We start from the raw sequence: 14,196 nt of genomic DNA on the forward strand, positions 1-14,196 counted from the left end.
CGGTGCACAGGATGTCTACACCGAACTTCCCCTGGACCAGATCCTTCAGGGGAACTGTATCGAACTTATGAACCAGTTGCCGGAGAAGTCGGTTGACGTGATTTTTGCCGACCCGCCCTACAACATGCAGCTCAAGGGAGAGCTTCATCGTCCCGACAACAGCCATGTGGACGCGGTCAATGATCACTGGGATAAATTCGACAATTTTGCCAGCTATGACGACTTCTCCCGGGCCTGGCTTACCGCCGCCCGCCGGGTCCTGAAAGACAACGGCACCATCTGGGTGATCGGCAGCTATCACAATATATACCGTGTCGGCGCCACACTTCAGGATATCGGTTACTGGGTGCTGAATGACATTGTCTGGCGCAAAACCAATCCCATGCCCAATTTCCGCGGCACACGCTTTACCAACGCGCATGAGACCATTCTGTGGTGCAACAAAGGCGAAAACTACAATAAATATACCTTCAATTACGATGCCATGAAGGCTCTTAATGAAGATGTTCAGATGCGGTCCGACTGGACCCTGCCGATCTGTTCCGGCAAGGAACGCCTGAAAGTCAACGGCCACAAGGGACATTCCACCCAGAAACCAGAAGCCCTGCTGTACAGAGTGCTGCTGGCTTCCACAAACAAGGGTGATGTGGTCCTTGATCCGTTCTTCGGATCCGGCACCACCGGCGCTGTCGCCAAAAAGATGGGCCGTCATTTCATCGGCCTTGAAAAAGAAGAAAAATATATTCGCCTGGCCATGGACCGGATCAATGCCATCGACAGCCTTGATGAAGAGGCGATGGAAATCACACCGGCCAAGCGGGCCCAGCCCCGGGTTCCTTTCGGCACCCTTGTGGAACGCGGCATGATTGCCCCCGGCACCCTGCTCTATGGCCCGAAAGCCTCCAACGGCACACAGCATATCGCCAAAGTCCGGGCAGACGGCACGCTGATCAGCGACAACAATAAAGGATCAATCCACCAGGTTGGTGCTCAGTTACAGGGCGCACCGTCCTGTAACGGCTGGACCTATTGGCACCTGCAGGTAAAAGAACAACTGGTTCCCATCGATATTCTGAGACAACAGATACGCCAGGAACTGCACTAGAATAATAACAACTATAATCTCCGGTAAAAACTAGCTCACCGCCTGCCCGACGGTGAGCTATTTTATTTGGCACATTTCAGCCATTTCTCAACTAATATTGATTGATTTTAATACATATTTAAGATCAGCTAAACTATTCTGCATGCCGTAATAATGTATACCTCTATGCAACTCTGGGTATTTTATGCACAAAGAAAATGAGGATAAGCTGAAATATATCAATTGGCTGGGAGAATTCACCTCCAAGAAAATGGAGCGGGAATTCGTTACGAGCCAATGGCAGAATCTTGTTAAAAACTACCGGTATTTCACCTATACTTTCACGGTGATCTTCTTTACGGCCATATTTTTCAGCTTGGCAAAGACAGAATATACGACCCAGACCTATTTCAACCTGTCCGCCAGAATTCTGAGCATTCTGCCCCTGTATCTGACGATGGTGTTCTTTATGAAAAAGAACAGGCCGGATATATTTTTCAGGGCAACCTTTCTTTCCCTGATGAATTTGACAGGCATTTTTCTGCTTTCCATTGGTATTTTCATCAGTGACAACTGGGTTAACTTCGCCGGCGCCTTCGTCCTCACAACCATCGCCTACACCACTTATCCCATGTCGAACCTGCAACGAATTATATATGGTTTCAGCCTCGCTGTGGGCCTTCAGGCGGTTAATTTCATACGTTTCTCGCCCGAAGCCGCGAATTTTTTTATGCAAAGCGCCATGCTGTTTTCAGCCAATATCTTCGGTTTCTGGCAGATGCACAATACCAGCATTCTGACCAGGAACACCTACCTGAGCCTGCAACGGGAAAAAGACCTGAACCGCAAACTGGAACAGGAGCTCATCCAGCGCAAAAAGGCGGAGGAAGCCAGCCGGCAGAATGAGGAACTGTTCCGTTCCCTATTCACCGCCACCATGTATCCGCTTGCCATGATCAAGACCGGATCCCCTGAACTGATCACCGCAAATACAGCCTTTTATGAACTCTTCTCCCTGTCTGCACGGAGCCGGGGCAACGAAACCTTCATGGGGCGTTTTGACCACCCCGAAGACTTCTTGGCCATGATGCGAAAAGCCGCCAAATCGGCGACCTACACCATGGACACCACAAAACTGAATCACAAGGAAAACGGTACCCGGATTGTTGAAATCTGCATGGTGCCGGTTCGCATCAATGAAATGCGGTTCCTTCTGGTCGGCCTGTCGGACATCACCCTGCGCAAGCAGGAAGAGGCTGTTCTGCGCAATGTGACCGAAGATGCGGTCAGCGCAAACCTGGCAAAGACTGAATTCCTGGCCAACATGAGCCATGAACTGCGCACGCCCCTGAACGCCATCCTTGGCTTTACCGAGATCATGGAACAGGAACTGCTCGGCCCCCTGGGCAATGAACAGTATAAATCCTATCTTCAGGATATCCATACAAGCGGCCGGCACCTGATGGAACTGATCAGCGAAATTCTCGATGTGGCTAAAATTGAATCCGGCAAGTTTGCCCTGTCCCGGGACGAAATCACCCTGGGAGAGCTGATCGATAATGTCCTCAGCATGCTGAATACCCGCCATGCCGAAACCAGCATTTCGGTCACGACCAACATTCATGATCCCGCTTTGCTCCTGGATGTGGATATTCTCAGGATCCGGCAGGTGATCCTGAACCTGCTCGGCAATGCCCTCAAATTTTCTCATGACGGGGATGAGATCTCCATCTCGACCTCCTGTCGCAACAATAGCCTCATTTTGCAGGTCACGGATCAGGGGATCGGCATTGCGCCGCAGGACCTTGAGCGGGTTTTTGATCCCTTTACCCAGGTCGAAAGCTCCTATAACCGCAAACGGGACGGTGTCGGGCTTGGCCTTGCCCTAAGCCGGAAGCTGGTAGAAGCCCATGACGGCACGCTTACTCTGGAAAGCGTTCTTCATCGCGGCACAACCGTGACAATGGCCCTGCCGGAAAGCTGCATCGTCAACGAGAAAATTCGCCAGATCTCCTGACCTTCCCGTCCCCTGAATCACACGGGAGCCGCCAGTTTCACTATCCAGTCACTGAAAGCCCGCACTGCCGGGTCGAATTTTTTGTAACTCTGGTAGAGCAACGCATATTCAAACCCGGAGGAATATTCAATGCCGAAAGGATTGATCAGACGTCCTTCGTCGATATCCTTCCCGACCATAAAATCCGGCACCAGAGCCAGGCCGAGATTGTTCCTGACCCCCTCGATAATCATGAAAAAATGCTCGAACCCCAATGCAGGCAAATCACGGGCGACATCCAGTCCCAGTGAAGACTGCCATTTTTGCAGCAGAGCGGGGCGGGATGTATGCTCAAGATAACGGCAGCAGCCGAGGGTTTCCTGCCGGTCATCCCCCCCGTGCAAACGTATATATTCAGGTCCTGAGATCAGCAAAAGCCGCTCCGGGAACAAGAGCTGCCGCTCCAGCCCGGCGCCCCATTTTTCCTGGCAGCGGACATAAATATCCGCCTCCAGGACGCTGTTTTTTTCCACCGGCCCGTCACCGGTGCTTAGTTGCAGCCGGATCCCGGGAAAGTGATCGGCAAAACCCTGCAATCGGGGGATAAGCCAACTGCTGCTGAAAGACGGCAGGATATTGACATGGAGTATGCCGCTGGCATCCCTTTCCCGTGTCAGGAAGGTTACCGTCTCGATGGTTTCCAGCGCCAGGGAAATCTGGGTTAAAAAAGTCTGTCCCCGTTCGCTTAACTGAAGGTTCAGGCCGCTCCTGTCAAACAGGGTACAGCCGAGATAATCCTCAAGCAGGGCAATCTGCTTGCTGACCGCTCCCTGGGTTACCCCCAGTTCCCCGGCCGCCCGGGTAAAGCTGCCGTGGCGCGCCGCCACTTCAAAGTGACGCAGGGCGTTTAATGGGGGAAGCTGGCGTTTCATTTAATCATTACTTTTTCTCATGTATAAATACTATTAATCGTTTGCCGCCTCCCTTACAAGAGCTTTATAATGAGCGTAACATCGACGCGCTCTGGAGATCAAATATGGCAGCTCACCCCTTTCACCTTGCCTTTCCGGTCACTGACCTGGAACAGACACGACGGTTTTATGTGGATATGCTCGGCGCCAGCACCGGCCGGGAGGCACCGCGCTGGATTGACTTTAATCTGTTCGGTCACCAGGTTTCCGCCCACCTTGTGGACAAAATGGACAAGGTACCCACCAACCCGGTAGACGGACAGGATATTCCGGCCAGGCATTTCGGCGTAATCCTGGAGCGGGCCGAATGGAATAAACTGGCCGGAAAGTTACGGGCCTGTAACACCAGCTTTATTGTTGAACCCTATGTGCGCTTTGAAGGCCAGACAGGGGAACAGGCAACCATGTTTTTTCAGGACCCGAGTGGCAATTACCTTGAATTCAAATCCTTTGCCGACCATAAAGATATCTTCGACCCGGATTACAAAGACTGACGGACAAAGTGCACCTTCATGGCCATACTAATTATTCTTCCCGAAAAGCAGGCTGAAGAGGTCAGGAACCTTCTGCTTCAGAAAATACCTGATGAACAGATTTTCATCTGGCCTGAGATCGGCGCAGCAGAAAATATTGAAATTGCCGTTACCTGGAACCATTCGCATGGCATCTTCGGACAATTCCCCAACCTGAAACTGATTGCATCCTATGGTGCCGGCGTGGATCATATCTTTGCCGATCCCGACCTTCCCAAAGAGATACCCGTCAGCCGTTTTGTCGCCGACAGCCTGTCCAGGCAGATGGCAGACTATGTGGCCGGGGCCATACTGGCCCATCGACTGCGACTGGTGGATTACAGGGAATACCAGGCCGCCGGCCATTGGACACCCCATGCCCCGAGGGCCGGCAATCGCGTCACCATCCTCGGGCTCGGTGAATTGGGAAGCCGGACGGCAGAACAGCTGACCCGCATGGATTTCGAGGTCAGCGGCTGGAGCCGCAGTCGCAAGTCACTGGATAATTGCACCTGTTACGCCGGCCGCAAGGAGCTAGGCATAGCTGTGAATGACGCCGATTATGTCGTCTGTCTCCTGCCGCTCACCGCAGAAACACGCGGCATCCTCAACCGCAACCTGTTTAACATGATGAAAGAAGGAGCCTATCTGATCAATGCCGCCCGCGGCGATCATTTGGTTGTTGATGACCTGCTGGATGCCCTCTATCAGGGCCGCCTCGCCGGGGCCTGTCTGGATGTTTTTGAAATAGAACCCCTGCCCGGGGACAGCCCGCTCTGGCGTCATCCCCGGATACTGATCACTCCTCATATCGCAAGCATCAGTCGCAGCGATGATATGGCGGATTATATCCTGGAAAATTATCAGGCACTTCGCGGCGGTACACCGCTTGCCAATCTGGTAGATAGCGCGCTTGGATATTAGTTGAGCTTTTCTGCTCTTTTGCCGTCAATTTGCGTTGCATGGCCGTAGCCAACCTGTTAATTTGCGCGCGAAACAGACTGTTCTTTAAAAAGGTAAGCATCATGAAGATAGATGGAAACTCCATTCGTCCGGGTAATGTCATTGAACATCAGGGTGGCCTCTGGGTCGCTGTAAAGATCCAGCATACGCAGCCCGGCAAAGGCGGTGCCTACTTACAGGTTGAACTGAAGAACCTGAAAGACGGCCGCAAGCTGAATGAACGTTTCCGGTCATCGGAGAAAGTAGAGCGTGTCCGTCTCGAACAGAAGGATCACACCTTCCTTTTCGAAGCCGACAACATGTATACCTTCATGGACAAGGAAACCTATGACCAGGTTGAAATCAGCGGCGACCTGATTGGTGACCAGAAAGTCTACCTGCAGGATGGCATGGAAGTTGTTGTCGAGAGTTACGACGGCGCCCCCCTCAGCGTCCAGCTTCCCCAGACTGTCGAACTTGAAGTGGCAGAGACCGAGCCTGTGGTCAAGGGACAGACAGCCGCCTCTTCCAACAAACCGGCTATTATGGAAAACGGCGTACGAGTCATGGTTCCCCCCTTCATCAGCCAGGGTGACCGTATCGTCGTTTATACCGAAGACAGCACCTATGCGGAACGTGCCAAGTAACCTCTCGTAACGAAGGAAAATATCATGGCGCTTCATTCAGCCATCATCACCGTCATGCAGAAGGCCGCCGAGAAGGCCGGGCGCAAACTGTCCCGTGATTTCGGGGAAGTGGAACATCTGCAGGTTTCCCGCAAGGGACCGGCTGATTTTGTTTCAGCTGCCGATACCCGGGCCGAAAAAATAATCTTTGAAGAACTTTCCCGGGCTCGTCCCGATTTTGGCTTCCTGATGGAAGAAAACGGCGAGATTGAAGGTAATGATAAAAGCACCCGCTGGATCATAGATCCGCTGGACGGTACAACAAACTTCCTGCACAGTATTCCCCATTTTTGTACGTCCATTGCCCTGGAACAGAATGGTGAAATTACCGCGGGCCTGCTCTATCTCCCGCTGACTGACGAAACATACTGGGCGGAAAAAGGGCGTGGCGCCTACCTGGGTAACCGCCGGCTCAGGGTTTCCTCCCGTAAAAATATGGCGGACAGCCTGCTGGCCACCGGTATCCCGTTCAAGGGCCGGGCCGGACACGCCGAGTTTATTGCCAGCCTCGAAACCATCATGCCGGAAGTTGCCGGCGTCCGCCGTTTCGGCTCAGCTGCCCTCGATCTGGCTTATGTAGCCGCCGGGCGCTATGACGGATTCTGGGAAACAGAACTGCAGCCCTGGGATATTGCCGCCGGTCTGTTGCTGGTGTCAGAAGCGGGTGGTCAAGTCACCACATTTGATGGTAAAAAGGATGTGCTTGACGGAAAGCAGATTCTGGCAACCAACGGCGCCCTTCATGGCCCGGTCACCAGACTTCTGGCCACCGCCCGCAAGAATGTCAGGAAATCTGCAACCAGGTAAACGGGGAATTCGACAAAGATGATCAAACTGTCCATGACTACAGCCTTCTGGCTTGGACTGGCATCATCTGGCCTTGCGGCCGATATCCCCTCTTCCCATAGTGAACGTCTTTTCCTCAATGCTTCCGCCCTTACCGATCTCAAGCCCCTCCAGTTTGATTTTCATAAGGGCCAGTTTCAGCTTGGCGAAAATAGTCGCGAACTTCTGAAACAATGGGCGGAGCAGATCAAAAAATACAGTTTCCCCATTCATATCTATAGTTACGCAGCCACACCGGAAAGCCTGAGGGACATGACCGAGAACCGGGCAAAGCACGAAGCGGTAAGGGTTGCCTTCAACCGCGGCCTGATTGCCCGGGCCCTCCTGGAACAGACTGGAATTGCCAGCAACCGAATTCGCCTGCACGCCATAGGTTCCGGCACACTTCACTCCAGCGAAAACCTTAAAATCACCATTCGACAGGACTAGAGCCCTGCGGATGTCATAATCTCGCCCAACTAAAACTTAGACTCTTGTCTAGCGCCCTGATAACATTGCCATAAATTTTCAGGCGACAAACACAAGGACAAGGCATAAAATGACACGCCCTTCAAAATACCTGAACACCATTATCCTGTTTCTGACGGCAGTAATTGTGCTTGTCGCAGTACTCTTCCCCTCTATGGAAGAGGCCTTCCTGACCAATTACATGCTGAACGGGGTTATTGTTTTGGTGTTGGTGATCGGTGTTGCTTTTTCCATTTCCCAGGTCAGGAAAATCTCCAGCGCCGTAAGCTGGCTCCAGGCCTTCCAGGAAAATGGCGACCCGGACAGTCTGCCTGTTCCGCCGGACATGCTGGCCCCCATGGCAGCCATGATGGAAGAGGATCAGAGACGAAAATCCCTGTCCGCGCTGTCCCTGCGCACCATTCTTGACGGCATCGCCGGCCGGATGGATGAAAGCCGGGAGACCACCCGTTACCTGATCGGACTTCTGATCTTCCTTGGCCTTCTGGGCACTTTCTGGGGACTTCTGGGCACCATCGGCTCCATCAAGAACACCATCGACAGCCTGACCGTCGGCTCCGGCGATATCACCCATCTGTTTGAAGACCTGAAACAGGGCCTGGCCGCCCCCCTCGGCGGCATGGGGACGGCATTCAGTTCCTCCCTGTTCGGTCTTGCCGGATCTGTGATACTCGGCTTTATCGACCTGCAGACCGGTCAGGCCCAGCGCAGTTTCTTCAACGGCCTGGAAGACTGGCTGTCCGGCATAACCAAACTGTCCCGGGGTGGCGGCATTGTCAGCGACACCGGGGACGGCTCTGTCCCCGCCTATGTCAGCGCCCTGCTGGAACAGACTGCCGACAGCCTCGACAACCTGCACAAGGTGATCAGCCGCAGCGAGGAAAAGCGCCTGGAGGTCAACAGCGCCCTGATCAACCTTTCCGAACAGCTTGCCGGCATGTCGGACAGCAACAACGAAGTAAATAGCGTGCTGAAAAAGCTGGCGGATGTTATGGGCAGTGAAAGGGAAAAAACGGACACCACGCACCTCAGGAATATCGATGTTCAGATGAAACATCTTGTAGAGGCAACCGTCAAGGGTCAGAACCAGATGACCGACGACCTGAGATCTGAATTCAAGCTCCTGGCCAGAACCCTGGGCGCGATTATGGACGGCCGGGAAATGCCCGCATCCGGGCGGGAACGTCCGAAACGGCAGAGTACCCCTGAAAAAGAAGCGCCCAAGGCACATCCTGAAGCCAGTCCTGCACCTGATGCCGAAGCGCCAGCTGCACCGGCTGCAAAAACGGCCGCACCCGCCCAGAATCTTGACTATGACATGCCCACGCCAAAACCAAAGGCCAAGAAAACACCTGTCCTCACGCCCAAACCCCTGACTGCCAAAAGGGATGATGACTGATGGCCCTGCTCAGGACCCAGAGACGTCCGGGCAGCGGCAATGAAAATACCTGGCCCGGTTTCGTCGATGCCCTCAGCACCCTGCTGCTGGTCATCATCTTTCTTTTGTCCGTCTTCATGCTGGCCCAGTTTTTCCTGGGTCAGGCCCTGTCCGGGCGGGATGAAGCGCTGGAAAAACTGAACCTGCAGGTCCAGGAGCTGGCCGATCTGCTGGCGCTGGAACGTCAATCCAATCTCGACCTGAAGGCCAACATCACCCAGCTTTCCGCGTCCCTGCAGGATTCCAACCTGTCGCGGGAGCAGATGTCCGCCCGTATCGAGGAACTCGAAGCCGACCTTGCCGATGCGACCAACCTCGGTCAACGGGCAAGCCAGTCCAGCGAGGAGCAGCTGAAATCCATCCAGGACCTGCAAAAACGCTACCGCGACAGCAACACCGCCCTGGCAAAGGAAAAAGAACTGTCCCAGGCCGCCCGGCGCGAGGTGGAGATCCTGAACCGGCAACTTGCCGCACTCAGGCAGCAACTGTCCGCCTTGCAGGTAGCGCTGGAAGCTTCCGAAAGTAAAGACCGGGAACAGCAGGCCACCATCAAAAACCTGAGCTCCCGCCTGAATGCGGCATTGGCGTCCAAGGTTCAGGAACTGAGCCAGTACCGGTCAGAGTTTTTCGGCCGCCTGAAACAGGTGCTCGGTCAGCGCTCTGATATCCGCATTCACGGCGATCGTTTTATTTTCCCCTCCTCGGTACTGTTTGCGTCCGGCTCTGATACGCTGGGTGTTGATGGTCAGCGGGAGATGGCCAAGCTGGCCCAGACCCTGAAGGAAATCTCGGCCAATATCCCCAAGGAAATTGACTGGATTTTGCGGATTGACGGCCATACGGACAAACTGCCGATCCGCACTGACCGGTTCCCGTCCAACTGGGACCTGTCAACGGCCCGGGCTCTTTCTGTGGTGAAATATCTGATCAGCGAAGGCATCCCTGCCGAACGGCTGGCAGCCACCGGTTTCGGCCAGTTTCATCCCATCAATGATGCGGATAATGAAGAAGCCTACGAACAAAACCGACGGATCGAAATGCGCCTAACTCAGCAGTAATCTGCGGAAGAAACTTTTCTTTTCGTTGGGTATAAATCGGGTTGTTAGCAGATGCTCCTCGAGATCGATATCGGGAACACCGCAACCCAGGTCGATATAGGACATTCTGTTAATACCCAACTGGACAATATCGGGATATTTGCTGTCATATCCCACAGAGCCCAGATGCCGACGATAGCATAATATCTGATTGTCCTCTATGCCTTCTACTGCCAGGGGCAAAAGGAGAATAGCCGCTTCCACCAATAGACCAGAAGTCTTGCGTTCCACGAAAACAAGTTGAAAGCCGCAGGGGAAATTAAAAATCTTCTTAAAATTGCTCCAGGCAAAGTCTGTTACACGGGGCAAACCTTTTTCAAAAAGCTTATTTCCGGAAAAATTGACGCCAACCTCTTTTATGATATCACTACCAAGCAGGCGCATATTTAGTTCATCGCCCTTCCAGTCGAGAATGGCAAGCCATCCCAGATAGTCCGACAAATCAGCCGGATTTAGTTTTTTTCTTTCGGGGATTATTCGATCACCGCGAATATTGTTCCAATACTCCCAAACATTGTAAAACTCGGGCGTAATAAACACTGACGTCTTTCCTCTATTGCCCCCCACTCCAGGACACCATAGAAGGATATCCAAATTTAATAAAGACTTCAATAGTCCGCAGAGCGGTCAGTTATGACCAGTGCGCCTCAAGCGGTTTCGCGCATATCCGTAAACTGCAGTTCGGCAAGACGGGCATAAAGACCGCCCTTCTTGAGCAGTTCCTGATGGGTACCAATATCCGCAATATGCCCCTGATCCATGACAACAATACGGTCCGCCTGCAATACTGTCGCCAGCCGGTGGGCAATCACCAAAGTGGTGCGCCCCTCCATCAGGCGGTCCAGTGCGGTCTGAACCAGTTTTTCACTTTCCGCATCCAGGGCCGAGGTGGCCTCGTCCAGAAGCAGGATCGGCGCATCCCGAAGGATTGCCCGGGCAATGGCAATGCGTTGCTTCTGACCACCTGACAACCGGGTGCCCCGTTCGCCCAGATAAGTTTGCATCCCCTCCGGCAGGCGGTTGATGAATTCATCGGCCTGGGCCGCCCGGGCGGCCTCCCTGACCATCTCTTCCGTGGCATCAATGCGGCCGTAGCCAATATTTTCCTCAATACTTGCGGCAAAAATCACGCTTTCCTGGTGTACCACCGACATCTGGCGACGCACTTCTTCCGGATCCGCCATATTGAGCGGTACCCCGTCGATCGAAATCTCACCGGCGGCCGGATCATAAAACCTCTGCAGCAACTGGAACACTGTGGATTTACCCGCCCCTGACGGACCAACTACAGCCACAGTTTCCCCGCTTTTGACATTCAGTGAGAAGCCGTTCAGGACGTTGATATCCCGCTGCGACGGGTAAGCAAAAACCACATCGCGGAATTCGATATTTCCCTTCACCGGATCAGGCAGCGCAATCGGATTTTCCGGTGCCCGGATATCAGGCTCAGTACAAATAATCTCCAGACAACGGCTGGCCGCCCCTGCCGCTCTTTGCAGTTCGCCGTACACCTCTGACAGGGCCCCGACCGCCCCGGCCACAAGCACGGCGTAAATCAGGAAGGCAGTCAGTTCACCGCCGCTCATGCGCCCTGTCGCTACATCGGAGGCCCCGACCCATAGCACCAGGTCCACAGCGCCAAAAACCATCAGGATCACCAGAGCCGTCAGCCATGCCCGAACCCAGGTTCTTTTTATGGCCACGCCAAAGGCATGTTCGACAAAATCCGCAAATTTTGATTTTTCATAATTCTCCCGGGTATAGGACTGGACCGTCTGCACCGCGCCCACTGTTTCGTTGGCCGACGCACTGGCATCAGCGATGCGGTCCTGGGACTGTTTGGACAGCTTCTTGACCTTGCGCCCGAGAACAATAATCGGAATAATCACCACCGGAACGGCGACCAGAACAACAGCCAGCAGCTTGGCGCTGGTAATGGCCATAAAGATAAGACCGCCGAGGAAGGTCAGGATGTGCCTGAGCGCGACCGATACCGAAGAGCCCACCACGGACTGAATCACCGTGGTGTCAGTGGTCAGGCGGGAAATAATGTCACCGGACCGGTTCTGCTCAAAAAAAGTGGGGCTCAGGGTAACGACCCGGTTAAAGACCGCCTTGCGGATATCGGCAACGACTCGTTCCCCCAGCCAGGTCACTGTGTAGTAGCGGCAGAAGGTGGCTGTCGCCAGGATGAAAGCAATGCCGAGAAGCCCCAGAAAATAGACATTAATCAGGTCAATATTATCGCTTGAAAAGCCCATATCGACGATGCGTCTGACAGCCTGGGGAATGGCCAGGGTAGAACCTGCGGTAATCACCAGAGCCACAAGCGCGACGAAAATAGTTCCCCTATAGGGCGACAGAAAAGACCATAACAGACTGATCTCCCTGACATTCTTCTTTTCAGGTTCAAACTCGTCGCCGGTCGGGGTGAGGCCCGGGTTTTCTCTCGCCATATCGTACAAATGCCCTGTAATGTTCTTCTGGTTAAGCATATAGCAGGGCGCGCTGCACGATACAACGCCCGCCTTCCATATAATTTAAGCAAATCCGCCATGTTTTTTGATATTTCAGAGTCTTTCGGGGTTGCCTTGTGCTGCCGACTTGTTTATACAGGCGCAAATTATTTTCGCGGAGAGACAAAAGCGATGAAACAGGAAATTCACCCGGACTATCACACTATCACTGTAGTGATGACAGACGGCACAACTTACCAGACACGCTCCACCTGGGGCAACGAAGGTGACACACTGAACCTCGAGGTTGACCCGAAATCCCATCCTGCATGGGTTGGCGGTAGCCAGAAAATCTCTGAAAAAGGCCGTGTGGCAGCTTTCAACAAACGTTTCGGAAACTTCAAGCTCAACAAATAATCCGGGCTTGTTGCGGAATTCAAAAAAGGCGCCTGTTTTGGGCGCCTTTTTATTTTGACTTATTTCGGGACTGTGTGGTTTTCCGTTAATGCCGGTCCGGGTTGCGGATTTTATCCAGCAGACTGTGCACAGGATTATCGCCAGCTTCCCCGCCACTGAGCATGATTTCCATCCGTTCCACTCGCCGGTACAGGTCCTGGGTCCGTTCCAGATAGGCCCGGAATTCGTCCGGAAGATTTTCCAGCATCTTTTCGTCGCTCGCAAGACAGGTTTCGCGATTATTTAATCTGAATTTCGGGTTCAGTGCTTCCTCGGAAGTCAGTTCACCGGCGACCACCCCCTTTTGCACCAGAAGCCAGGATACCGCCTGCATCAGGCATGTGGTCATACGCAGACTTTCACTGGCAAATACTACTTTCGCGTCCTGATCCGTCTCGGGGGTTTTTCCCCGTTGCTTCTCCATATAGTCCGCAACCGAGATCGTCAGCTCCAGGGCCTCGCGGTAGGATTTTTCAAGAAATCGTGGTTCCAGATGACCTTCGTGGGTCACCAGTCTGTTTTTCATCTGTCTCTCCGGCGTATTTCTTTCCCCCTACCCTAGAACCTTGACCTTAATTTCTCGTTACTATTGGACACGCTTCTTTACATCTTGAAATCTCTTTTGCAGACCTTATCTCCAATTTATCGGGTGCCAAACATGGACCTGACAACTGGATTTCCCGGCCGACTGGCGGGAAACCAAGGAAAATATCGCTTATGAAAGGATATATATGATGCGTACACTTGATCTCAGCCCCCTGCTCCGGTCAACCATCGGCTTTGACAATATCAACCGCATGTTCGACCAGGTCGCGAACGCCAAAGAAGCTGCCTACCCGCCCTATGACATCGAGAAAGTCAGCGAAGATGATTACAGAATCACTGTAGCACTTGCCGGCTTTACCGAAGACGACCTGTCCATCACCGTACAGGACGGTGTTCTCGTCATTGCCGGCAAAGGGACCGAGGAAGAAACCGAAAGTACCGAAAGATTCCTCTATCGCGGCATTGCCAAACGGGCTTTCGAGCGCCGGTTCAAACTGGCCGAAACCATCCGGGTTCTGGACGCCAAATTTGAAAACGGCCTGCTGGTGGTCAACCTGCAGCGCGAAGTGCCGGAACACCTGAAACCGCGCGAGATTATGATTAATTCAGGCAAGAAATCTGAAAAGATGATCGAGGGCGAAGCCGCCTGACCTTTTCGGATTGAAAGCAGAAGGCTCCCCGCAGAGATGTTGGGAGCC

General features: G+C 53.3%; 15 protein-coding genes. 11 read left to right on the plus strand and 4 right to left on the minus strand.

What is annotated here, in order from left to right; all coding sequences use genetic code 11:
* The first annotated feature begins 67 nt into the window (after positions 1-67).
* Together ACORNT_RS16070 and ACORNT_RS16075 are read left to right on the plus strand one after the other, a co-directional pair.
* On the plus strand, positions 68-1,105 hold the full coding sequence (locus ACORNT_RS16070) for a site-specific DNA-methyltransferase (protein ID WP_420717580.1): 1,038 nt from the start codon (positions 68-70) through the stop codon (positions 1,103-1,105).
* Positions 1,106-1,289: 184 nt separating this feature from the next.
* Complete coding sequence (locus tag ACORNT_RS16075; protein WP_321393170.1) at positions 1,290-3,101, plus strand: sensor histidine kinase; 1,812 nt, start codon at positions 1,290-1,292, stop codon at positions 3,099-3,101.
* A 17-nt stretch (positions 3,102-3,118) separates the two neighbouring features.
* On the opposite strand, the gene ACORNT_RS16080 is transcribed toward ACORNT_RS16075, so the two are convergent.
* On the minus strand, positions 3,119-4,012 hold the full coding sequence (locus ACORNT_RS16080) for a LysR substrate-binding domain-containing protein (protein WP_321393173.1): 894 nt from the start codon (positions 4,010-4,012) through the stop codon (positions 3,119-3,121).
* 104 nt (positions 4,013-4,116) lie between these two features.
* Between ACORNT_RS16080 and ACORNT_RS16085 the strand changes: the two genes are divergently transcribed.
* The 7 genes from ACORNT_RS16085 to ACORNT_RS16115 all read left to right on the plus strand — a co-directional run bounded on the left by ACORNT_RS16085 (position 4,117) and on the right by ACORNT_RS16115 (position 10,001).
* Positions 4,117-4,545 carry a VOC family protein gene (locus tag ACORNT_RS16085; RefSeq protein WP_321393177.1) on the plus strand — a complete coding sequence of 143 codons (429 nt, stop codon included), beginning with the start codon at positions 4,117-4,119 and terminating at the stop codon, positions 4,543-4,545.
* 18 nt (positions 4,546-4,563) lie between these two features.
* Entirely contained in the window at positions 4,564-5,487 is a 924-nt protein-coding gene (locus ACORNT_RS16090) for a glyoxylate/hydroxypyruvate reductase A (protein WP_321393181.1), read from the plus strand.
* 101 nt (positions 5,488-5,588) lie between these two features.
* The gene (efp, locus tag ACORNT_RS16095) at positions 5,589-6,152 is read left to right on the plus strand and encodes an elongation factor P (protein WP_420717506.1); all 564 of its coding nucleotides are present in this window, start codon (positions 5,589-5,591) and stop codon (positions 6,150-6,152) included.
* A 24-nt stretch (positions 6,153-6,176) separates the two neighbouring features.
* Positions 6,177-6,998 (plus strand): inositol monophosphatase family protein, encoded by an 822-nt coding sequence (locus ACORNT_RS16100; RefSeq protein WP_321393182.1) that lies wholly within the window; start codon positions 6,177-6,179, stop codon positions 6,996-6,998.
* Between the two features lie 18 nt (positions 6,999-7,016).
* Positions 7,017-7,466 carry a hypothetical protein gene (locus ACORNT_RS16105; protein WP_321393184.1) on the plus strand — a complete coding sequence of 150 codons (450 nt, stop codon included), beginning with the start codon at positions 7,017-7,019 and terminating at the stop codon, positions 7,464-7,466.
* Positions 7,467-7,575: 109 nt separating this feature from the next.
* Entirely contained in the window at positions 7,576-8,904 is a 1,329-nt protein-coding gene (locus ACORNT_RS16110; protein ID WP_321393187.1) for a hypothetical protein, read from the plus strand.
* Positions 8,904-10,001, plus strand: coding sequence for a peptidoglycan -binding protein (locus ACORNT_RS16115; RefSeq protein WP_321393189.1), 1,098 nt, complete (start codon positions 8,904-8,906; stop codon positions 9,999-10,001). The genes ACORNT_RS16110 and ACORNT_RS16115 overlap by 1 nt, the downstream gene beginning before the upstream one ends.
* On the opposite strand, the gene ACORNT_RS16120 is transcribed toward ACORNT_RS16115, so the two are convergent.
* Positions 9,987-10,580, minus strand: a complete 594-nt coding sequence (locus ACORNT_RS16120; RefSeq protein ID WP_321393192.1) for a PAS domain-containing protein — start codon at positions 10,578-10,580, stop codon at positions 9,987-9,989. The genes ACORNT_RS16115 and ACORNT_RS16120 overlap by 15 nt on opposite strands.
* Positions 10,581-10,687: 107 nt before the next feature.
* Positions 10,688-12,496: an ABC transporter transmembrane domain-containing protein gene (locus ACORNT_RS16125; RefSeq protein WP_321393194.1), complete on the minus strand. Its 1,809-nt coding sequence runs from the start codon at positions 12,494-12,496 to the stop codon at positions 10,688-10,690.
* Between the two features lie 192 nt (positions 12,497-12,688).
* On the opposite strand from ACORNT_RS16125, the gene rpmE reads away from it, so the two are divergent.
* Entirely contained in the window at positions 12,689-12,913 is a 225-nt protein-coding gene (rpmE, locus tag ACORNT_RS16130; protein WP_321393197.1) for a 50S ribosomal protein L31, read from the plus strand.
* An 85-nt stretch (positions 12,914-12,998) separates the two neighbouring features.
* Here rpmE and ACORNT_RS16135 read toward each other — a convergent pair whose 3' ends face one another.
* The gene (locus ACORNT_RS16135) at positions 12,999-13,478 is read right to left on the minus strand and encodes a DUF1465 family protein (RefSeq protein ID WP_321393200.1); all 480 of its coding nucleotides are present in this window, start codon (positions 13,476-13,478) and stop codon (positions 12,999-13,001) included.
* A 205-nt stretch (positions 13,479-13,683) separates the two neighbouring features.
* Between ACORNT_RS16135 and ACORNT_RS16140 the strand changes: the two genes are divergently transcribed.
* Positions 13,684-14,148, plus strand: coding sequence for an Hsp20 family protein (locus ACORNT_RS16140; RefSeq protein ID WP_321393203.1), 465 nt, complete (start codon positions 13,684-13,686; stop codon positions 14,146-14,148).
* Positions 14,149-14,196: the final 48 nt, after the last annotated feature.

This window comes from Emcibacter sp. (assembly GCF_963675455.1).
GTDB lineage: Bacteria > Pseudomonadota > Alphaproteobacteria > Sphingomonadales > Emcibacteraceae > Emcibacter.

What these genes read in the sequence shown, in the direction of transcription:
- ACORNT_RS16070 (WP_420717580.1), top strand. Translation starts at nt 68, where the DNA reads ATGAACCAGTTGCCGGAGAAGTCGGTTGACGTGATTTTTGCCGACCCG.
- ACORNT_RS16075 (WP_321393170.1), top strand. Translation starts at nt 1,290, where the DNA reads ATGCACAAAGAAAATGAGGATAAGCTGAAATATATCAATTGGCTGGGA.
- ACORNT_RS16080 (WP_321393173.1), bottom strand. Translation starts at nt 4,012, where the DNA reads ATGAAACGCCAGCTTCCCCCATTAAACGCCCTGCGTCACTTTGAAGTG.
- ACORNT_RS16085 (WP_321393177.1), top strand. Translation starts at nt 4,117, where the DNA reads ATGGCAGCTCACCCCTTTCACCTTGCCTTTCCGGTCACTGACCTGGAA.
- ACORNT_RS16090 (WP_321393181.1), top strand. Translation starts at nt 4,564, where the DNA reads ATGGCCATACTAATTATTCTTCCCGAAAAGCAGGCTGAAGAGGTCAGG.
- efp (WP_420717506.1), top strand. Translation starts at nt 5,589, where the DNA reads ATGAAGATAGATGGAAACTCCATTCGTCCGGGTAATGTCATTGAACAT.
- ACORNT_RS16100 (WP_321393182.1), top strand. Translation starts at nt 6,177, where the DNA reads ATGGCGCTTCATTCAGCCATCATCACCGTCATGCAGAAGGCCGCCGAG.
- ACORNT_RS16105 (WP_321393184.1), top strand. Translation starts at nt 7,017, where the DNA reads ATGATCAAACTGTCCATGACTACAGCCTTCTGGCTTGGACTGGCATCA.
- ACORNT_RS16110 (WP_321393187.1), top strand. Translation starts at nt 7,576, where the DNA reads ATGACACGCCCTTCAAAATACCTGAACACCATTATCCTGTTTCTGACG.
- ACORNT_RS16115 (WP_321393189.1), top strand. Translation starts at nt 8,904, where the DNA reads ATGGCCCTGCTCAGGACCCAGAGACGTCCGGGCAGCGGCAATGAAAAT.
- ACORNT_RS16125 (WP_321393194.1), bottom strand. Translation starts at nt 12,496, where the DNA reads ATGGCGAGAGAAAACCCGGGCCTCACCCCGACCGGCGACGAGTTTGAA.
- rpmE (WP_321393197.1), top strand. Translation starts at nt 12,689, where the DNA reads ATGAAACAGGAAATTCACCCGGACTATCACACTATCACTGTAGTGATG.
- ACORNT_RS16135 (WP_321393200.1), bottom strand. Translation starts at nt 13,478, where the DNA reads ATGAAAAACAGACTGGTGACCCACGAAGGTCATCTGGAACCACGATTT.
- ACORNT_RS16140 (WP_321393203.1), top strand. Translation starts at nt 13,684, where the DNA reads ATGATGCGTACACTTGATCTCAGCCCCCTGCTCCGGTCAACCATCGGC.